The sequence below is a fragment of the Seongchinamella unica genome, assembly GCF_004354085.1.
Taxonomy (GTDB): Bacteria; Pseudomonadota; Gammaproteobacteria; order Pseudomonadales; family Halieaceae; genus Halioglobus; species Halioglobus unicus.
This window is the reverse complement of the sequence record NZ_SMSE01000002.1, coordinates 974,704-993,084: the sequence shown is the minus strand read 5'-3', so window position 1 is coordinate 993,084 and position 18,381 is coordinate 974,704. Positions and strand designations below refer to the sequence as shown.

At 60.0% G+C, this 18,381-nt stretch carries 18 protein-coding genes; 9 read left to right on the top strand and 9 right to left on the bottom strand.

The window, feature by feature from the left end; translation table 11 throughout:
- Nucleotide 1: 1 nt before the first annotated feature.
- From E2F43_RS11630 to hppD, 3 genes are read right to left on the bottom strand one after another with little or no spacing between them, the layout of a single operon-like run.
- Nucleotides 2–991, bottom strand: coding sequence for a fumarylacetoacetate hydrolase family protein (locus E2F43_RS11630; RefSeq protein WP_133212771.1), 990 nt, complete (start codon nt 989–991; stop codon nt 2–4).
- Nucleotides 988–1,533 carry a VOC family protein gene (locus tag E2F43_RS11625; RefSeq protein ID WP_133212769.1) on the bottom strand — a complete coding sequence of 182 codons (546 nt, stop codon included), beginning with the start codon at nt 1,531–1,533 and terminating at the stop codon, nt 988–990. The genes E2F43_RS11630 and E2F43_RS11625 overlap by 4 nt, the downstream gene beginning before the upstream one ends.
- A 12-nt stretch (nt 1,534–1,545) precedes the next feature.
- A complete protein-coding gene (gene hppD / locus E2F43_RS11620) occupies nt 1,546–2,634 on the bottom strand; it encodes a 4-hydroxyphenylpyruvate dioxygenase (RefSeq protein ID WP_133212767.1) in 1,089 nt (362 codons plus the stop codon).
- Nucleotides 2,635–2,778: 144 nt separating this feature from the next.
- Between hppD and E2F43_RS11615 the strand changes: the two genes are divergently transcribed.
- Nucleotides 2,779–3,249, top strand: coding sequence for an Lrp/AsnC family transcriptional regulator (locus E2F43_RS11615; RefSeq protein WP_133212765.1), 471 nt, complete (start codon nt 2,779–2,781; stop codon nt 3,247–3,249).
- A 196-nt stretch (nt 3,250–3,445) separates the two neighbouring features.
- The gene (locus tag E2F43_RS11610; RefSeq protein WP_165954279.1) at nt 3,446–4,093 is read left to right on the top strand and encodes a sulfotransferase family protein; all 648 of its coding nucleotides are present in this window, start codon (nt 3,446–3,448) and stop codon (nt 4,091–4,093) included.
- On the opposite strand, the gene E2F43_RS11605 is transcribed toward E2F43_RS11610, so the two are convergent.
- Nucleotides 4,090–4,785, bottom strand: coding sequence for a nitroreductase family protein (locus E2F43_RS11605; protein ID WP_338054590.1), 696 nt, complete (start codon nt 4,783–4,785; stop codon nt 4,090–4,092). The two genes, E2F43_RS11610 and E2F43_RS11605, sit on opposite strands and share 4 nt — an antisense overlap.
- A gap of 48 nt (nt 4,786–4,833) precedes the next feature.
- A complete protein-coding gene (locus E2F43_RS11600) occupies nt 4,834–5,628 on the bottom strand; it encodes a PaaX (protein WP_133212763.1) in 795 nt (264 codons plus the stop codon).
- Nucleotides 5,629–5,728: 100 nt separating this feature from the next.
- Between E2F43_RS11600 and E2F43_RS11595 the strand changes: the two genes are divergently transcribed.
- Nucleotides 5,729–6,667 carry a fatty acid desaturase family protein gene (locus E2F43_RS11595; protein WP_238946867.1) on the top strand — a complete coding sequence of 313 codons (939 nt, stop codon included), beginning with the start codon at nt 5,729–5,731 and terminating at the stop codon, nt 6,665–6,667.
- Nucleotides 6,668–6,678: 11 nt separating this feature from the next.
- Here the strand turns inward: E2F43_RS11595 and E2F43_RS11590 are convergent, their stop codons facing one another.
- Nucleotides 6,679–7,164 (bottom strand): Lrp/AsnC ligand binding domain-containing protein, encoded by a 486-nt coding sequence (locus E2F43_RS11590; protein WP_133212761.1) that lies wholly within the window; start codon nt 7,162–7,164, stop codon nt 6,679–6,681.
- A gap of 122 nt (nt 7,165–7,286) precedes the next feature.
- Here E2F43_RS11590 and putA point away from each other — a divergent pair, with 122 nt between their 5' ends.
- Both putA and E2F43_RS11580 read left to right on the top strand, forming a co-directional pair.
- Nucleotides 7,287–10,421: a bifunctional proline dehydrogenase/L-glutamate gamma-semialdehyde dehydrogenase PutA gene (gene putA / locus E2F43_RS11585; RefSeq protein ID WP_133212759.1), complete on the top strand. Its 3,135-nt coding sequence runs from the start codon at nt 7,287–7,289 to the stop codon at nt 10,419–10,421.
- Nucleotides 10,422–10,539: 118 nt separating this feature from the next.
- Nucleotides 10,540–11,664: an NAD(P)H-dependent flavin oxidoreductase gene (locus E2F43_RS11580; protein ID WP_133212757.1), complete on the top strand. Its 1,125-nt coding sequence runs from the start codon at nt 10,540–10,542 to the stop codon at nt 11,662–11,664.
- 181 nt (nt 11,665–11,845) lie between these two features.
- On the opposite strand, the gene E2F43_RS19275 is transcribed toward E2F43_RS11580, so the two are convergent.
- Nucleotides 11,846–12,595, bottom strand: coding sequence for a hypothetical protein (locus tag E2F43_RS19275; protein ID WP_238946866.1), 750 nt, complete (start codon nt 12,593–12,595; stop codon nt 11,846–11,848).
- Nucleotides 12,596–12,699: 104 nt separating this feature from the next.
- Here E2F43_RS19275 and E2F43_RS11570 point away from each other — a divergent pair, with 104 nt between their 5' ends.
- Entirely contained in the window at nt 12,700–13,440 is a 741-nt protein-coding gene (locus E2F43_RS11570) for a hypothetical protein (RefSeq protein WP_133212755.1), read from the top strand.
- Between the two features lie 54 nt (nt 13,441–13,494).
- Here E2F43_RS11570 and E2F43_RS11565 read toward each other — a convergent pair whose 3' ends face one another.
- Both E2F43_RS11565 and E2F43_RS11560 read right to left on the bottom strand, forming a co-directional pair.
- Nucleotides 13,495–14,223, bottom strand: a complete 729-nt coding sequence (locus E2F43_RS11565; protein WP_238946865.1) for a sulfotransferase-like domain-containing protein — start codon at nt 14,221–14,223, stop codon at nt 13,495–13,497.
- A complete protein-coding gene (locus E2F43_RS11560) occupies nt 14,220–15,140 on the bottom strand; it encodes an aminotransferase class IV (protein ID WP_133212753.1) in 921 nt (306 codons plus the stop codon). The genes E2F43_RS11565 and E2F43_RS11560 overlap by 4 nt, the downstream gene beginning before the upstream one ends.
- A gap of 195 nt (nt 15,141–15,335) precedes the next feature.
- Between E2F43_RS11560 and E2F43_RS11555 the strand changes: the two genes are divergently transcribed.
- From E2F43_RS11555 to E2F43_RS11545, 3 genes are read left to right on the top strand one after another with little or no spacing between them, the layout of a single operon-like run.
- Complete coding sequence (locus E2F43_RS11555; RefSeq protein WP_133212751.1) at nt 15,336–16,112, top strand: HlyD family efflux transporter periplasmic adaptor subunit; 777 nt, start codon at nt 15,336–15,338, stop codon at nt 16,110–16,112.
- Nucleotides 16,109–17,269, top strand: a complete 1,161-nt coding sequence (gene devC, locus E2F43_RS11550; protein ID WP_238946864.1) for an ABC transporter permease DevC — start codon at nt 16,109–16,111, stop codon at nt 17,267–17,269. The genes E2F43_RS11555 and devC overlap by 4 nt, the downstream gene beginning before the upstream one ends.
- Nucleotides 17,269–18,351 (top strand): ATP-binding cassette domain-containing protein, encoded by a 1,083-nt coding sequence (locus tag E2F43_RS11545; protein ID WP_133212749.1) that lies wholly within the window; start codon nt 17,269–17,271, stop codon nt 18,349–18,351. Before devC ends, E2F43_RS11545 begins: the two co-directional genes overlap by 1 nt.
- Nucleotides 18,352–18,381: the final 30 nt, after the last annotated feature.

Here is an 18,381-nt window from a genome sequence, read left to right as displayed (position 1 = left end):
CTCAGCGCGGGGGATGGTACTGTTTGATACGCTGGTCGATCTTACCAAAAATGGATTCCCCGCTGGCGTCCAGCATTTCGATTTCGATGCGATCGCCGAAGGACATGAAGGGCGTGCTGGGTGCGCCGTGCTCGATAGTTTCCAGGCAGCGCACCTCGGCGAGGCAGCAGGAGCCGACCTTGCTGCCCACGTTGGAGACCGTACCGGAGCCGATGACGGTACCTGTCATCAGCGACCTGGATTTGGCGCAGTGGGCGATTAGGGTGGGGAAGTCGAAGGTCATGTCCTGGCCGGCATTGGGTGCGCCGATCAGTGTGCCGTTCAGTGTGGCCCGCAGCGGCAGGCTCAGTTTGGCGCCATCCCAGGCGTCGCCCAGTTCGTCCGGGGTGACCAGCACCGGAGTGAAACTGGTCCAGGGTTTGGACTGGTAGAAGCCGAACTGCTTGCCCAGTTCGCCGGGAATGAGGTTGCGCAGCGATACGTCGTTAACCAGGCCCAGCAGTTTGATGTGCTCGCGCGCCTGTTCGGCGCTGACCCCGGCCGGGACGTCGTCGGTGATAACAACCACCTCCGCCTCGAAATCAATCCCCCAGTCCTCGTCTTCTACTTCGACGTCGTCGCAGGGGCCGATAAAGGCGTCCGAGGCTCCCATGTACACCAGCGGATCAGTCCAGAAGGATTCCGGCAACTCGGCCCCGCGCGCCTTGCGGACCAGTTCAACATGGGTCACGTAGGCACTGCCATCGGCCCAGTGATAGGCCCTGGGAAGGGGCGCGGCACACCGGCCGGGATCGAAGTTGAAGCTGTTGGCTGCCTTTCCGGCGCACAGTGCTTCGTAGAGCGCCTGCAGCGCAGGCGCGGCTTCATGCCAGTTGTCCAGTGCGGCCTGCAGGGTGGGGGCGATATCCGCTGCCGCGACAGCTTCGCCAAGGTCCCTGGATACCACTATCAGTTGTCCATCGCGACCGGATTTGAGACTGGCAAGCTTCATTGGCTTTCTCCTTTAAACTGTTTCTCGTGCAACCAGGCGGCGTGCCGGGGTGCCTTTTTGGTTTCGCTCCATTCTTCCAGCATCGCCGGCGCCACCCGGTGCAACTCGTCCATTTCCGCGGCGCTTCGGGTATTGGCCACCAGTTCCAGCCGGTGGCCGTTGGGGTCGCGGAAGTAGATCGATTGGAAAATTCCGTGATTGGTGGGGCCAATGACTTCGAGTCCCTCGGCCTCCACTGCGGCCTTGGCCGCCAGCAGGGCGTCCATGTCCTCGAGCTCGAAAGCAATGTGCTGTACCCAGTCCGGGGTGTTGCCATCGAAGACCATGTCCGGGGAATTTGGGAGTTCGAAAAACGCCAGTACGTTCCCCATGCCAGCGTCGAGGAACACGTGCATATAGGGGTCCGGGGCGCCGGTGGAGGGCACCTGGTCCTCGGCGATGGCCAACTGAAAGTCCATGCCCAGCACCCGCTGATAGAACTCCACCGTCTCTTTGGCATCGCGGCATCGATAGGCCACGTGATGAATGCGTTTTAGCTGCATGGCAGGGTTCCCTCAGGCCGCCGAATCGGCATCGATTGCCCCGCGGGCAAGTTGATCCCGTTCGATCGATTCAAACAGGGCCTGGAAGTTGCCCTCACCAAAGCCCTCGTCGTGTTTGCGCTGGATAAATTCAAAGAAAATCGGTCCGATGAGGGTCTCAGAAAATATCTGTAACAGCAGTTTAGGCGAACCGTCGCCGGTGCTGCCATCGAGCAGTATGCCACGGGACTTCAATTCTTCCACCGGTTCGCCGTGGCCGGGCAGGCGCTCATCGAGCATGTCGTAGTAAGTATCAGGGGGCGGCGTCATGAAGCGCATGCCCAACTGCTTCAGCCGGTCCAGGCAGGTGGGCAAATCGTCGCAGGAAAAGGCGATATGCTGGATACCTTCGCCGTTGTATTCCAGCAGGTATTCCTCAATCTGGCCGCCGCCTCCCTGGCCGCCTTCCTCATTGAGCGGAATGCGAATCTTGCCATCGGGAGCGGTCATGGCGCGTGAACGCAGGCCGGTGTACTCGCCCTTGATGTCGAAGTAACGGATCTCGCGGAAGTTGAACAGTTTTTCGTAGTAGTTGGCCCAATAGTCCATGCGGCCGCGATAGACGTTGTGGGTCAGGTGGTCTATCAGCTTGAAGCCACAGCCCGCGGGATGATGATCGACCCCGTCCAGGTATTCAAAGTCGATGTCGTAAATGGACGCCCCTTCCTCATAGCGATCGATCAGGTAGAGGATGGCGCCGCCAATGCCGCGAATGGCCGGCAGTTTCAGTTCCATAGGGCCGACCGGAATGTCGATGGGCTGGGCGCCGAGATCCAGCGCCCGCTGGTAGGCCTGCTTCGCATCCTTGACCCGGAATGCCATGCCACAGGCGGAGGGGCCGTGCTCCTCGCAATAGTAATAGGCCGGGGAATGCTTTTCGTAATTGATAATGAAGTTGATGTCGCCCTGGCGCCAGAGGTCCACATCCTTGGAGCGGTGGCGGGCAACGTGGGTGAAACCCAGCATCTCGAATACCGGTTCCAGCAGGCCGCGCTCGGTAGCGGCGTACTCGACAAATTCAAAGCCGTTCAGGCCCATGGGATTTTCAAACAGGTCAGCCATTGTGTTATGCCTCGTTTATCCAGGTCAGTACCGTAGATCATGATAGGCGGGTAGCGAGGCAAGATTTCTTCTAAATGCCCCGTAAAAGTGTTAAAAATAGGAGGAATATGTCTATTTTTAATAGAAAAAAGAAGGAATATTGCGATGACGCTGGAGCGAGTGGAGAAAGAGATTCTCCAGATACTGCAAAAGAACGGCCGCATCTCCAATGTGGAACTGGCTGAGCAGGTCGGGCTGTCGGAATCGCCCTGTTTCCGCCGGGTGCGCGGGCTGGAAGAGGCGGGCGTAATCACCGGCTACAGTGCCCGGCTCAATCAACGTGAGTTGGGGCTGCAGGTAACCGCGTTCGTCCAGGTGACCCTGGACAAGCAGGACGACAAAAAGCAGCGTGCGTTCCTGGCTCACGTGGAAGCGGAGGAGCACATTGTGGAGTGCCACGCGCTCAGCGGTTCTCACGATTACCTGTTGAAGGTGGTGGCCCGCAGTATGGACCACTTCTCCGAGCTCTCCATGCAGCGCATACTCAAGTTTCCCGGCGTCAGGAATATCGAGTCCAATTTCAGCCTGCTCGCGGTCAAGGAGCACGGCTCCCTGCCGGTCGCTCGAGGGCAATAGCGGCCGCTGTCTTTCTGGCGGCATAGACACTTCATTGCTTACCCACTGTTCGAGTGCAGACGCAGGCCGTGCGCCGACACGGTCCGGGGTGAATGCCATTCCGGGCCATCATGGTTGCCCTTTCGCCGGAGATATAATCGATCCGGTTATATAGGCTACACTCGGTTACTACGGTTATAACTGAAAGGAGAGCAGGATGGCATTGGAGATTATCGGCGCCGGCTTCGGGCGAACGGGCACCATGTCCCTGAAGGTCGCCCTGGAGCAGCTGGGTTATCCCTGTTACCACATGATTGAGTGTTTCCCCAGGGGGCCTGAACACTGGAAACACTGGGAGCAGGTCGGCAGCGGCTCACCGGACTGGGATGCGATCTTCGAGGGCTTTACTGCGACCGTTGATTTCCCTGCCTGTACCAGCTACGCCGCCCTGGCAGAGTACTACCCGGATGCCAAAGTCGTACTGACCGTCCGCGATCCGGAGAAATGGTTTACCTCAGTGCAGGACACAATTTTCGGCGAAGAATGGATCAGGTTCCTGCCCGGTAGCGAGGCCGGCGCCTTCACCACGACCACCATAAATAATTACTTTGATGGCCGAATGCACGATCACGATCACCTGGTGCGACGTTTCAACGAGCACGTGGCTGAGGTCAGGGCAACAATCCCACCGGAGCGCCTGCTGGTGTTCGAGGTGGCGGATGGCTGGGAGCCTTTGTGTGAGTTTCTGGGGCTGCCCGCTCCGGAAGGGGACTTTCCGCATATCAACGATACCGAGGCCGTCCAGGGCATTATCAAGACCATCATGGACAAGGGCTTCCAGGCGGCACTTGGCTACCAGGGTTAGTCGATAAAACTGGCAATCACCTCCAGCGGCTTCTTAACCAGTGCGGCAGCGGGCATGGTGGCGTTTTCCGCCGGATGGCCGACGACCAGCAGCATGTACGGGCGCTCGTTGGCCGGGCGGCCGAGTATCTGGCTGAGAAATTTCATCGGATTGGGGGTGTGGGTCAGCGTGGCAAGGCCCGCCGCATGCAGGGCGCTGAGCAGGAACCCGGTGGCAATGCCGACTGACTCGGACATGTAATAGTGCTTGCGCTTGTTACCCCTGTCGTCGACCCCACTGCGTTGCAGGAAGACGGCAATCAGCCAGGGCGCCGTTTCCAGAAATGGCTTGTTGGCGTCGGTGCCCATCTTGTCCAGGTCCGCCAGCCATTCGTCACTGGCCCGGCCGCTGTAAAACGCCTCCTCTTCGTGTTCCGCGGCAATGCGGATCTTGCGCTTGGTATCAGCGTCGTTAACGCAAACGAAGTGCCAGGGCTGGTGATTGGCGCCGCTGGGGGCGGTGCCCGCTGAGCGAATACAGGTTTCGATCACCGACCTCGCCACGGGCTTGTCGCTAAAGTGGCGCACCGAGTGTCGACGCCTGATCAATCGGTAGTAGTCGTCGGCCCGCTGTTGAATCTGTGCTTCGCTGTAGTTGTTGCGGTCAGGCAGGGGTACGGGCTGATAATCTTCCATGGTGGTTCGCTCACTCACGATCTCGGCGCTGGCGATGTCACTGCAGTATAACGCGCAGAGTAATGGTTACGCCTGCTCGCTGAATTGTTCCCAGATCAAGCGTCCGGCCTGGTCATACTCAATCATCAGTTCGGTCATTTGCCGTCGACGGGCGGTATTGGTCAGCTCCCGGGGTAGCAAGGGGTCGGTGGTGATTTGCCGGATGACGGCTTCCCCGATCTGAACGGTTTCGCGGGCGGCGTCAGGCAACGACATGGCTGACAGTCGCTTCAGGCTGCGCTGCATGGCCCTGATGTGCTGGCTGTATGCTGCTTCCAGCTGTTTCCTTGGCCACAGCCTGGACAGCTCCGACGGTTTGCTGCCCGGCAGGGCGCTGGCAACGATAATAATCGCATCGCTTTCCAGACCCAGTTTCAGCAATCGTTGTCTGGTGTCCGCTGCGGGTTCGACCAGGTTGGCCGGTCGGCAGTGCAGGCCCGGTCTCCACTGACCGAAGCCGCTCAGCCGGAAGGCGCGCTCCCGGGCGCGCAGGGCGGTTTTGTTGCTGCGGCCAAGATGCGCCGTATGCACCAGTAGCCAGTCACCCCGCCAGCCGCATACCCGCTGTTCCGCCGCTACCCAGGCGCGGGCGGTCTCGGTGAGGAGTTGTCCCTGCGGGCCAATCCGGTACAGGCCGCGGGCCGGGGAGGTGAGTATTCCCTGGCGCACCAGGCGGCTGGCGGTTACCCGGATAGTGGCACTATCAATGTCGAATAGCGCGCCCCAGGTAACCAGTGTCCCGATTTCAGCCTCCCGAATGCTGGGCGCTGCGAGCATGGACAGGATCAGGCGTTTGGCGGAGGGAAATTCAGCTCTGGTCATAGCGGGATGTCGTTGTTATGCAATATGCATATAACACAAAATGGACTAAAAAGTATATGAATGTTATAAATGGACGGTGACTGGGCCAGTGAGTGAGGCGATGGTGAAAGCAACAGACTACCTGAGTAAGGAAGAAATCAAGCAGTTTACTGCCCGTAGCGACCTGATGGGCTGGTGGCTGGTGGCCAGCAACTGGCTGTTGATCGCCGGCGTGTTCGCAGTGGTCATTAACTGGACCAATCCTGTCACGGTGGTGTTGGCAGTCCTGGTCCTCGGTGGCAGGCAACTGGGGTTGGCAGTGCTGATGCATGAGGCGGGCCACAAGATGCTGTTCCGCAGTGATCGCCTCAACGAGGTGGTGGGGCAGTGGTTGTGCGCCTATCCGGTATTGGGGGATGTGGCCGCCTACGGCGCCTCTCACCGGGTACACCACCGCCATGCCGGTACCGAACAGGATCCCGACCTGCCCAATTACCGCGCCTACCCGGTGAGCCGCGCCAGCTTCCTGCGTAAAATCCGCCGTGACCTCAGCGGCCAGACCGGCTTCTCCCTGCTGCGTATGCTGTTCGGCGGCGAAGGCCGCAACCTGATGCTCCGGGAGGGTGAAAAAACCAACGCTGAAAAACGCGGGCTGCTGGTTAACGCGGCTCTGTTCCTGCTGATGCTGGCCCTGGGTGTCGGCGGCTACTACCTGCTGTGGGTCGTTGCCTACCTCACGACCTATCCGCTGGTTGCCCGCATCCGCCAGGTCGCGGAACACGGCAATGTCCCGGATCTCTATGACCCCGATCCGCGGCGCCATACCCGCACCACCTATGCCAATCCGCTGGAGCGATTGATTCTGTGTCCCAATCGGGTCAATTACCACCTCGAGCATCACCTCCTCGCGAGCGTCCCGGTGCACCACCTGAAGGCCCTGCACCAGCTGCTGTTGCAACGCGGCTTCTACGTCGGGCATGAGGGCGCCCTGGCCGGCAGCTACCTGGAAGTGATCCGGCGCGCGGTGCCTGAACTCAACCGGGCTCCGGCTGCTGCCTGAGCCCGGGGCCCTCAGCGGTCGATATAGTCGAGGCTGATGGCGGTTTCGGACTTCACCTCCTCAATGACCACGTAGGTGTGGGTCTGGGCGATGAGCGGTATCGTCGCCAGCTTCTCGCCCAGGAACCGCTGGTAGTCCTGCATGTCGGCACAACGTATTTGCAGCAGGTAGTCGAAGCCTCCCGCGACCATATGGCAGCCTACCACTTCCTCCAACTCGCGCATGCGCTGGTTGAACTCCCGCAGGTTGCGGGTGCTGGTGTTGGCCAGGGACACCTGGATAAACGCCTGGGTGTCAGCATTCAGTTTGTTCGGGTCCAGTAACGCGACATAGCCCTTGATATAGCCCGCCTTTTCCAGCCTTCTCACTCGCTCCAGGCAAGGTGTCGGACTAAGTGCTACCTTTTTGGCCAGGTCCACGTTGGATATACGCCCATCGCGCTGCAGCACGCTGAGGATGAGGCGGTCGGTGCGATCCAGGGTTTTCGCCTTACTCATGCGACAGATTTTCCTGTGTATGAATTTAATTCAGGATAATAATCTGTTTTAACAGGAATTACAGAGTCATATATCGGTAAAAGTGTGGAAAATATAGCGATTCACTCTATGGGAGATGCACCGTGCAGGACACGCTGTCACAACTGAGAAACGACATTCGCCAGGCCACCTACGCCGATGAGCCCGCCCTGGTTGAGCAGCTGCTGGTCCGCGCGACGCTGGAGCCGGAAAGCAGCGAGGCAGTGCGCAGCTGCGCCATTGAGCTGGTCGAGCGCTGCCGCGGCAAAAGCGACAAGGCCGGCACCCTGGACGCCTTCCTGCAGGAATTCGGCCTGTCGAACAACGAGGGTATTGCCCTCATGTGCCTGGCGGAGTCCTTGCTTCGGGTTCCCGACGAGGAAACCGCAGATCGGCTGATCGCGGAAAAAATCCTCTCCGGCGACTGGGCTGCCCACAAGGGTAAGTCCGGCTCGCGGTTCGTGAACGCCTCGGTATGGGGCCTGATGCTGACCGGTAGGGTGGTCACCCTGGATGACGAGATCACCCGTGAGACCAACTCCTGGATGAAAAAACTGGTCAGCTCCCTGGGTGAGCCAGTGGTTCGTCGGGCAGTGCTGCAGGCCATGCGCATCATGGGTGGGCAGTACGTGCTGGGGCGCAACATCGAAGAAGCCATCGACAAGGGCAGCAAGGCCAATCGACCGGGCACCCGTTTTTCATTCGATATGCTGGGCGAGGGCGCTCGTACCGGCGAGGACGCCCAACGTTACTTTGACGCTTATGCCGAGGCGATTCGCAGAATCATTGCCACCGGCGACGGCGCCAGTGTGGTGCAGGCAAACGGTATCTCGGTAAAACTGTCGGCCCTGCATCCGCGCTATGAGTTCCGCCAGAAGCAGCGGGTGATGAACGAGGTCCTGCCCCGGGTTCGTGAACTGGCGCTGATGGCAAAACAGGGGCGCATCGGGTTCAGTATTGATGCCGAGGAGTGTGACCGGCTGGATATCTCCCTGGATATATTCGAAGCCCTGGCGCGGGATCCTGACCTGGCAGGCTGGGACGGCCTGGGCTTTGTGCTGCAGGCGTACCAGAAGCGGGCGACCCATGTGGCTCGCTGGTTGATAGAGCTGGCGAGCAGCTGCGACAGGCGCTTCATGGTGCGGCTGGTCAAAGGGGCCTATTGGGACGGTGAAATCAAGCATGCCCAGGAGCAGGGGATGCCTGACTATCCGGTGTTTACCCGCAAGTGCCACACCGATGTGTCCTACCAGGCCTGCGCCGGCATCCTGCTATCTGCGCCGGATGAAATCTATCCCCAGTTTGCCACTCACAATGCCTACACTGTGGCCCTCATCCTGGAACTGGGCGCGCAGGCAGACCGCTTTGAATTCCAGCGCCTGCACGGCATGGGTCACCTGCTGTATGACGAGGTGCTGGACAGTCGACCGGACGTGGCGGTGCGCGTGTACGCACCGGTGGGTAATCATCGTGATCTGCTGCCCTACCTGGTGCGCAGGTTGCTGGAGAACGGCGCCAACAGTTCCTTCGTGAACCGCTTCCTCGATGCCAAGGTGCCGCCGGAAGACCTGCTGCAGGACCCGGTAGCAGAAACCCGCTCCTACCCGGTGGCCCGCCACAGCCGCATTCCCGTGCCGCGAGAGCTGTACCGCGATGAGCAGTATCCCTGGGCCAACGCTGCCGGCATCGACCTGGCGGACCCGCTGGAGGTTGTGCCCTTGCTAAAAATCGTAGAGGACACTGCCGCCACCCGGCACCGGGCCGCACCGATTGTCGGCGGTCAACTGTTGCCGGGGGAGGCCCGGGCGGTGATGAATCCGGCAGATCACAGTGTGCAGGTCGGTGAAGTCGTGGAAACCGGTCGGCAAACCATCGACACAGCGCTGGCGCGGGCCAGTGCCGTCCAGCCTGGCTGGGACGCCAGGGGAGCCCGGTTCAGGGCCCAGTGCCTGGAACAGGCGGCAAACCTGATGGAGGAGCAGAGTGAGTCGCTGATCGGCCTCATCGCCGCCGAGGCGGGCAGAACGATTGATGATGCCCTGTCCGAGGTCCGTGAAGCGGTCGATTTCTGCCGCTATTACGCACAGCAGGCCAGGGCTCATATGGGCAGCCCCGAGGCCCTGCCCGGTCCCACAGGCGAGGTCAACGAGTTGAGCCTGCACGGGCGCGGCGTATGGCTGTGTATCAGTCCCTGGAACTTCCCCCTGGCTATTTTTGTCGGCCAGGTGACGGCGGCGCTGGCGGCCGGTAACAGTGTTATCGCCAAGCCCGCAGAACAGACCCCGTTGATAGCGGCGCGAGCAGTGCAGCTGCTGCACGCCGCGGGTATCCCCGGCGATGTGCTGCACTTGCTGCCGGGCGAGGGCGCCGCCGTCGGTGGTGCGCTACTGGCCGATCAGCGGATTGCCGGAGTGGCCTTCACCGGCAGCACCGAAACAGCCAAACTGATCAATCGCCAGCTTGCCGATCGTGACGGTCCCATTGTGCCCCTGATTGCCGAGACCGGCGGCCTCAATGTAATGCTGGTGGATGCGACAGCGCTGCCTGAGCAGGTGGTTGATGATGTGATTACCTCCGCTTTCCAGAGCGCCGGACAGCGCTGCAGCGCCCTGCGGGTACTGTACTTGCAGGAGGACATCGCCGATAAGGTGATCGCCATGCTGCGCGGTGCCATGGCGGAGTTGAAGATTGGCAATCCCGCGGCCCTCAGCACCGATATCGGCCCGGTGATAGACCTCGATGCCCGGCAGATGCTGGAGCGCCATGAGCAGCGGATGCGCCGGGAGGCTAAAGTTCTGGCGAGCTGCAAACTCGATGAAAGCCACAGCGCGGGGTATTTCGTCGCCCCCCAGGTGTATGAAATCGAATCACTGGCGCAGCTGGAGCGAGAAGTGTTCGGCCCCGTGCTGCACGTGATCCGCTACAAGGTCGCCGATATTCCCGAGGTACTCGCGGATATCAATGCGTCCGGCTATGGCCTCACTCTGGGTGTGCACAGCCGTATCGACGGCTTTGCCAGGGAGGTGTTCAAGGCCACCCGGGTCGGTAATACCTACATCAATCGCAATATGGTCGGTGCCGTGGTCGGGGTGAATCCCTTCGGCGGCCAGGGCCTCTCAGGCACCGGCCCCAAAGCCGGCGGCCCCCATTACCTGTTGCGTTTTGTCACCGAAAAGACCCGGACCGACAACGTGGTGGCCAAGGGCGGTAACACCCAGTTATTCAGCCTGCAGGAATAATCGGCGAGCCGGAGGGTGGCGGCGTAATTCCTGCCATGCCTTTCGGCCTTTCCCGTCATTCTATAGTGCGGCGATATCCGCCATTGTTGAAGCTGAAAGCGCTAAAGGAGGATTGTCCGTGCAAACTGAATTTTGTAAGCAACTGGGGGTTGATGCCCCCATTTTTGCCTTCACTCACTGCCGCGACGTGGTGGTTGAAGTGTCCAAGGCGGGAGGTATTGGCGTGCTGGGCGCAGTAGGGTTTTCCGCCGCCCAGCTCAAGGAAGAGCTGGACTGGATAGACGCCCATATCGGCGACCACATTTACGGTGTTGATACCGCCATTCCCCAGAAGTACGAGGGCATGGACAAGACCTCCGCCGAGGAGCTGGTGGCCATGTTGCAGGACGCGATTCCTGAACAGCACCGGAAGTTTGCCGAGAAACTGCTCGCCGACGCGGGCGTTCCCGAATGGCCCGACGGTGATGACGATGTCACCCTGAGTTTTTCCGCTGTGCAGGCCCAGGCACTGGTGGACGAGGCGCTGACCCGGCCCAAGTGCCGGATGATCGTCAACGCCCTGGGTACGCCGCCTGCGGATGTGATCCGGCAGGTCCACGACTCCGGCCGCCTGATCGGCGCCCTGGCCGGGCGGCTTAAGCACGGCATTAACCATAAAAACGCTGGCCTCGACTTTGTGGTCTGCCAGGGAGGCGAGGGGGGTGGGCACGCCGGCGAGGTGTCTTCCATGGTGCTCTGGCCGCAGATGATCGATGCCGTGGCACCACTGCCTGTACTGGCCGCGGGGGGGATTGCCAACGGTCGCCAGATGTTGGCCGCCATGGCGATGGGCGCCCAGGGCGTCTGGATGGGGTCCCGCTGGCTAATTTCCCTGGAGGCCCAGGCCGAACCCGCCCAGCGCGAATCCTACAAGGCGGCGACCTCCGAGGACACGGTGCGCTCCCGCTCATTTACCGGCAAGACCGCACGTATGCTGAAAAATGAGTGGACGGAAGCCTGGGAGCGCGAGGATACCCCCGATCCCCTGCCGATGCCCTTGCAGGGTTACCTCACCTTTGATGCCGTGCGCCGCACCCATCGCTACGCCGGTGTGGGTGATTGCCAGAAAGTGGCGTTCAACCCCGTGGGGCAGGTGGTGGGCCAGATGAACGAGGAGCAGTCCTGCCGCGACATCATGTACAGCCTGCTTAGCGAATATGCGGAGGCGCTGGAACACGTCAACGAGATTTCCGGTATCGGCTAGCGATTGTGCAAAATGTCACGCATCCGGGCAGGAACGATACCAACGGGTGGCCCTGAGCGCATCAGCCGCCCCCCCGGGTGTGGCAGCGCTGGTTGATGCTGGCGCCGCCGGGTCTCAGTGCAGCGGCGGTTCTCCCGGACCTCTTTAAACGAGTGCTTATCCCCAGGGATAAGCATCGGGCTCATCCGATGTCGTCAGAGTCATCCGAGTCATCCGAGTCATCCGAGTCATCCGAGTCATCCGAGTCGTCCGAATCGTCCGAGTCATCCGAGTCATCCGAGTCATCCGAGTCATCCGAGTCATCCGAGTCATCCGAGTCGTCCGAGTCGTCGGAGTCGTCCGAATCATCTCCTTCGTCAATGACGATCCCGCTATAAACCACGCCGGCCTTGTTGGACTCGACGAGGTTCAGGCCCAGCATGGCCAGCACGTCCTCAGCATCCGCGGAAACGAGCAGAACCAGCTTGCGGATTCTAACCTTGCCGTCTGCCCTGATCTCGATATCGCTGAGATCCTGGTTAACGTCAAACAGCCTGGAGCGACCGATGAGGTCGCCGTTTACTTCCACCGCGCCGGTGACAAAGACATCGCCCGGCTGGGCCTCAATCGTCAGGTTATGCAGCACGACTGAGGTGCCGTCAGCGCTTTCCAGCCGAAGGCCGCCGTTGTGGTCAATTTCCCCCACTGTCCCATCCAGGTCGAGGACACCACCACCGATGGGAAAGCGAATTCGTGGCTTGGATGGGTTGAGCCTGGCGGGCTTGACCTGGTCGACACTGATTCCCGCAGCTTCAAGCTCGCTCATGAGGAGGCTGGAAAAGAACAGGGTGGTGCCTCCGGACAATCCTTTTACCTGTACTGTGGGTGCTGCACTGACATTGGCAGAGGCCACCCCGATGGCCATCAGCGATCCGGCGAAAAACTTCTTCATATCCAATTCCTCTAATATTTGCCGAGCAGGCGTGTCACATGCTCAAATCCTAGTCAAAATACGGATGCCAGTCCATGTGACTGGTCAATGAAAGCAGGAAAATTGTGAACAGACATTCCAGGCCTCCGATAGCGATCAGCTATCGCCCCAAGGAAAACGACTATCTGCCAGTGGTAGTTGCGGCTATACGGGAGCATCTTGGCGACTGGCCCATTGTATTGCTGACCGAAAAACAGACCCTGCCGGATCACCGCTGGTTGCAGGCAAACTCGATCGCCTCAATCACCGACTGGAGCCACAGCGCGGGTGCAGGAAAGGTGCTGAGGCTTTGGGAGCACCAGAGTATTTTTGCCAAACACTTCGACGCCTGGATCTGGTGGCACGACGACATGTTGCTGCTGCGCCCGCTGGCCGATCCGGTTGCGACCTTTGATGAACCGCTGGTCGCCCACCGGCAGCGCAAGCGCCCCAACAAGGAGTTGCGGAACTGGGAAAACTGGCTCTGGGAAACCCTGGCATTTTTTCGTTGCCAGAATATCTATGCGCCGAATCCTGTGCTGCATACCCCGCGATTGATCAGGCGAGACCTGTTTGAGAGCATCCCTGACAACTGGAATCGCAAGCGGCTGTTGTTCGAGCCGACCTACCTGCTCTGGGCGTGGCACAACGCCGGGATACGACCGGAGCTCGCCCGCAACTTTCGCAAAGGTTTTTTTTCAGGGCATTTACCGCCACTCGAGTCGCTGCGGGACAGGGGTTTCACTATCATAAACTGGGGCAATAAAATCGATCACCAGCAAGTCAGGTCAGAGTTTGGCCGGCACTATCCCCTTGATTTTGGCTAGCCGGCCCCGCCGCGACTTGCCGGCTGGGGGCTTGTTAATGCGGTGCCCCCTGCCTCAAGGCAGAATTCGCTGCTTTGCCAATTGCAGGTAATAGGGCCTCATGCGGTCCGCCAGTTCGCGCTGGCCGGCATTGAGCTCGGGATCGCGTCGGCTGTAGGGGCCAAAGCCGGTGGATTGTTCCACGTTGTGATACCAGTGACTGGCCCAGATGCCATCGGAGTCACGCCGACCGGTGGGCCAGTTGAGCATGGCATCCCGGTAAAAGTGGATCCCCAGGCGCTGGCACAGCTCGGCGAGGACCCTTTCCGGGTTTTTCAACACGTCGTTTGAGTCGATAACCAGTGGCACCTCACCACTGAGGTCCGCGATCTGCTCGAACAACTCGGCCTGTCGCCGGATACCGATAGCGTCCTCATTGACGTTGGGCATTTTCTGCACGTAAGAGGCGATGACCTGGGCGGGTTCGCGAATCAGGAAACAGTGCCTGAAGCCTGCGCACCAGCCCATGTCCAGCCCGCGGGGTATATGGTGGGTCATCTGTTTCTGGTACTGCAGCTCGGTGGCCACGGGCCCTGCAGTGAGTTGCTCGATGACTTTGCCGTAGTCGCGACTCTGGGCCAGCAGGATCTCTTCCCGACAGGGGTGTTCGAGTCCCGTGTCAGCCAGGTAGGCAGCGTAGAAAGGTTCGTCCACCACGGAGCAGTCCGGGCGGTTTTCCCAACTGCGCATCAGCGCGGTGGAGATATTACGCGGGCCGGACCACATGGCTATCCGCACGGTCATCGGCGACCGCCCCGACATTCGTTGTGGATCATGCCCAAATATAGCGCCTGCAGGCGATCGACCATGGGTCCACGCTTGCCCTCACCGATGCAGCGGCCGTCAATATCGAATACCGGGGTCAGGCCGGCAAAGGTGCCGGTGACAAAGGCCTCTTCTGCGCCGTAGGCCTGCATCACGGAAAAGTTTTTCTCGTACACGGGTATGTCGTTGGCCTTGCACAGGTTGATGACGTTGCGGCGGGTAATACCGTCCAGGCAATAGTCGCCGGAGGAGGTCCACACCTCGCCGTCGCGAACAATGAAAAAGTGGGTGGAATTGCAGGTTGCCACATGGCCGTGGGGATCCAGCATCAGCGCCTCGTCGGCACCCGCTTTGGCGGCCTGTATGCAGCCGAAGATACAGTTGAGCTTGGAGTGACTGTTTATCCGCGGGTCCTGCACATCCGCGTAGCCCCGGCGGACGTAAACCGTATACAGGTTGACCCCCCTGTCATTGAGGGCAGGGTCAGGGGTCTTGTACTCGGGAATGATGACGATCGTGGGGCCGGATAGGGTCACCGCCGGATCCTGGTAAGGGGTTGCCTTGATCCCGCGGCTTACCATGAGCCGGATATGTACGTGGTCTTCCATGGCATTGGCATCGAGGGTGTCATACAGGCGCTGTGCCAGGGCCTCCTTACTCAGACCCGGGTCGAGATCCAGGGCCTTGGCACCTTCCCACAGGCGCTTCATGTGCCTGTCCAGGAACGGGATAACGCCGTTGTGAAGGCGCAGGCCCTCCCAGATGCCATCGCCGAGAATAAAACCGGAATCGAAGACTGAAATCATGGCCTTGTCGCGAGGGAAAAGTTCGCCGTTGATGTTGATCTGGATGTCGGCGTTGCGTGGATCCTGCTGATAGGTATGAGTGCTTCCCATGGACGTGACGGTCTCCGTGACTGATCTGCGGGCCCGGGGCCGCGGGTTGATGTTATCGGGGGGCGAATCGGGCGCTAGTGTGCTTTAGAATGGGGGTCTTGGCGAGGCAATAATTTATACCTTTACATCCACCTTGCTATTATAAACAGACGCATTATCCTTGAGCGCATAATAAGGACAAGAGGGGGTTATTCAATGCGGGTTATCGCGACACTGTTTTTCGCTGTATCCATGGTTTTTTCACCGCTGCTGGCCGCTCAGGCGGTGATTGTCAGCAGTCTCGGCCGGATTGAACCTGCCGGTGGCGTGGTAAGCCTGGCAGGGCCATCCGGTCTTGGTTCGGTCATCATGGAACTCAAGGTCGAAGAGGGGCAGATGGTCAAACGCGGAGACGTGATTGCTACCCTCGATAGCTACCCGGTGCGCAATGCGGAGTTGGCGCGCTATGAAGCGGAACTGGAGAACGCACTGCAGCAGCTCAACCGGGAGAAAAAACTCGGTCGAACCATGGCCACATCCGCTTCCAAGATCGAAGCGCTGGAACTGGGGGTAAAAAGCGCCCGGGCTTCCCGCGCAGCGGCGGCCGCGATGCTGGAGTTGTCCGTGGTGAAGTCTCCCGCCGACGCCCAGATACTGACTGTGCATGCCCGTCCCGGCGAACGGGTAGGTGTAGAAGGTGTGGTCGAAATCGGCCAGACCGACAGGATGTACGCGGTGGCCGAGGTCTACGAGACCGACATTATCCACGTCAAGCCCGGACAGAAGGCCAGGATATCCAGCCCGGCCCTGGCGACACCGGTTACCGGTACGGTTGAACGAATTGGTCTCAAAGTCGGCAAAATGGACGTGCTCGGGATGGACCCCATCGCGGAAGCGGATGCCCGCGTGATCGAAGTGGACATTCTGCTCGATAATACGGATGCGGTGAAAACGCTGACCAACCTCCAGGTGGAAGTGGAGATCGGCATTTGAAACTGCGTCCGTTGAAGATTGCCTGGGTGCAGATCAGCCACCAGAAACTGAGGTTGCTTGCCGCTGTATTGGGTGTGGCCTTCGCGGTAATACTGGTACTGGTGCAATTGGGCTTTTCCAAGGCGCTCTATGATTCTTCAGTGCGCTGGCATTCGGCCCTGGGCTATGACCTGGCGTTGATCTCCCCCAAAGCCACCTACATCGTCAACCCGCCCGGATTTCCGCGTAACCGGCTCTACCAGACACTGGGTGTGCCGGGCGTGGAAGCCGTTACCCCGGTTTACATCAGCATCGGCAAGTGGCGGAATCCCGATAACCCGCTGCAAACCCGCAACATTTACGTGATGGGTTTTGACCCGACTGACGAGGGTTTCTCCCTGATTGGCCAGGAAGACCACATTCGCGCACTGCGCCACCCCGACAGGGTGTTGTTCGATCGCCTGTCGCGCGGTGAATTTGGGCCCGTGGCCCGCATGTGGGACGCCGGTGAGAAGGTTGTCACCGAGGTCAACGGCCGCGACGTCAGTGTGGTGGGCCTTTTTGAGCTGGGTACGTCCTTTGGTATCGACGGCAGTATTGTTACCTCCGACCTCAATTTTCGCAGGATATTCCCTGAACGCTCAGCGTCGCGCATAGAACTGGGCCTGATCAAGGTGGAGCCAGGGGCTGACCAGGCGCTGGTGCAAGAGAGGATCAAAGCCAGCATTCCCGGGGATGTGCGGGTGTTGACCCGACAGGAGTTCATCCAGCATGAGGTGGACTACTGGGCCCAGAGCACACCCATAGGCTACGTATTCGGCCTTGGGGTTGCCATGGGCCTGGCGGTGGGCGTGATCGTGGTTTACCAGATTCTGTTTTCGGATGTGCAGGATCACCTGCGCGAATACGCCACGTTGAAGGCCATGGGCTACTCCAATTTCTTTCTCAGTCGCATCGTGCTTTCCGAAGCTTTTTTACTGGCAGTTATCGGCTTTATTCCTGGCCTGGCAATCAGCCTGCTGGTTTACGGACAGGCCAGCGAGGCGACCAATCTGCCGATGGAGATGACCCCGGAGCGCGGTGGCCAGGTGCTGTTACTAACGATCTGCATGTGCGCGGGTTCCGGGTTGCTGGCCCTGCGCAAGCTGCGTTCAGCTGATCCCGCGGAGGTGTTCTGATGTCTGCGCCCGTGCAGATAGAGTCCGTCACCTACAGCTATAAAACCGCTGTTAGCGAGCGCAAGGTGCTCAACGATGTCAGTTTGCGCATCGAGCCGGGTGAGATTGTTATTCTCACCGGCCCCTCGGGTTCGGGAAAGACGACCCTTATCACCCTGATCGGCGCGCTGCGTTCGGCACAGGAGGGCAGCGTACAGGTCCTGGGTCATGAGCTGCGCGACGCGGGCGAAAAAGAAATGACCCGGGTGCGACGCCAGATTGGCTACATCTTCCAGCAGCACAATCTGCTGGACTCGCTGACGGTTGCGGAGAATGTGATGATGTCCCTGCAACTGTGCGATGAAAAACTTTCGTCTGCAGAGCAGCGCCAACGGGTCGTCGAGGTCCTGTCCCAGGTCGGTCTGGAGGAGCACGTCGACAAATACCCCCGGGCCCTGTCCGGCGGCCAGAAACAGCGTGCGGGTATTGCCCGTGCCCTGGTCACCCGGCCCACGCTTATTCTGGCAGATGAACCGACTGCATCGCTGGACAAGGAATCCGGGCGCACCGTGGTTGAGCTGATCCAGGCGCTTTGCCAGGAACAGGGTGCCTCGGTGGTGTTGGTGACCCACGATAATCGCATTCTCGATGTGGCAGACCGGATTCTTCACCTTGAAGACGGGGAAATACAGTCGATCAGCGAGGCGGTGTCGGCCAACACCAGCCAGATGCTGCGCCTGCTCGACCGGCATGACCCCCAGGCCTCCCTATACCTCTCTGCATTTTCCCTGGCCTTGACCCGGGTGGCGATGGCGGATAACACTATCGACGACACTGAGCGTGACATGATTCGCACCGTCCTCAATCAGTCATCCGATCTGGGGCAGGGCGAGGTGGACCTGGTGATGGAACTGGCGATGTCACAAGTGCGTTGCAAGTCTGCCATCAACGGTCAGGCTCATTCCATCTTCAGCGAAGAGCAGGCCCGCCACTTTATCGACTCCATGCACGCAGTAGCGGCAGCGGATGGTGAGACCAGCCCCGAGGAGCTCGCTGAAATCCGCAAGATTGCCGAGGAACTCGGTTTTCCTGTGCCCTCCTGAAACGGCGACGCCCGGGGCGGGCGACTGTTT

What these genes read in the sequence shown, in the direction of transcription:
- E2F43_RS11630 (WP_133212771.1), bottom strand. Translation starts at nt 991, where the DNA reads ATGAAGCTTGCCAGTCTCAAATCCGGTCGCGATGGACAACTGATAGTG.
- E2F43_RS11590 (WP_133212761.1), bottom strand. Translation starts at nt 7,164, where the DNA reads ATGAGTAAGGCGAAAACCCTGGATCGCACCGACCGCCTCATCCTCAGC.
- E2F43_RS11545 (WP_133212749.1), top strand. Translation starts at nt 17,269, where the DNA reads ATGTCTGCGCCCGTGCAGATAGAGTCCGTCACCTACAGCTATAAAACC.
- E2F43_RS11625 (WP_133212769.1), bottom strand. Translation starts at nt 1,533, where the DNA reads ATGCAGCTAAAACGCATTCATCACGTGGCCTATCGATGCCGCGATGCC.
- E2F43_RS19275 (WP_238946866.1), bottom strand. Translation starts at nt 12,595, where the DNA reads ATGAAGAAGTTTTTCGCCGGATCGCTGATGGCCATCGGGGTGGCCTCT.
- E2F43_RS11555 (WP_133212751.1), top strand. Translation starts at nt 15,336, where the DNA reads ATGCGGGTTATCGCGACACTGTTTTTCGCTGTATCCATGGTTTTTTCA.
- E2F43_RS11595 (WP_238946867.1), top strand. Translation starts at nt 5,729, where the DNA reads ATGGTGAAAGCAACAGACTACCTGAGTAAGGAAGAAATCAAGCAGTTT.
- E2F43_RS11600 (WP_133212763.1), bottom strand. Translation starts at nt 5,628, where the DNA reads ATGACCAGAGCTGAATTTCCCTCCGCCAAACGCCTGATCCTGTCCATG.
- E2F43_RS11610 (WP_165954279.1), top strand. Translation starts at nt 3,446, where the DNA reads ATGGCATTGGAGATTATCGGCGCCGGCTTCGGGCGAACGGGCACCATG.
- E2F43_RS11560 (WP_133212753.1), bottom strand. Translation starts at nt 15,140, where the DNA reads ATGGGAAGCACTCATACCTATCAGCAGGATCCACGCAACGCCGACATC.
- E2F43_RS11615 (WP_133212765.1), top strand. Translation starts at nt 2,779, where the DNA reads ATGACGCTGGAGCGAGTGGAGAAAGAGATTCTCCAGATACTGCAAAAG.
- hppD (WP_133212767.1), bottom strand. Translation starts at nt 2,634, where the DNA reads ATGGCTGACCTGTTTGAAAATCCCATGGGCCTGAACGGCTTTGAATTT.
- E2F43_RS11565 (WP_238946865.1), bottom strand. Translation starts at nt 14,223, where the DNA reads ATGACCGTGCGGATAGCCATGTGGTCCGGCCCGCGTAATATCTCCACC.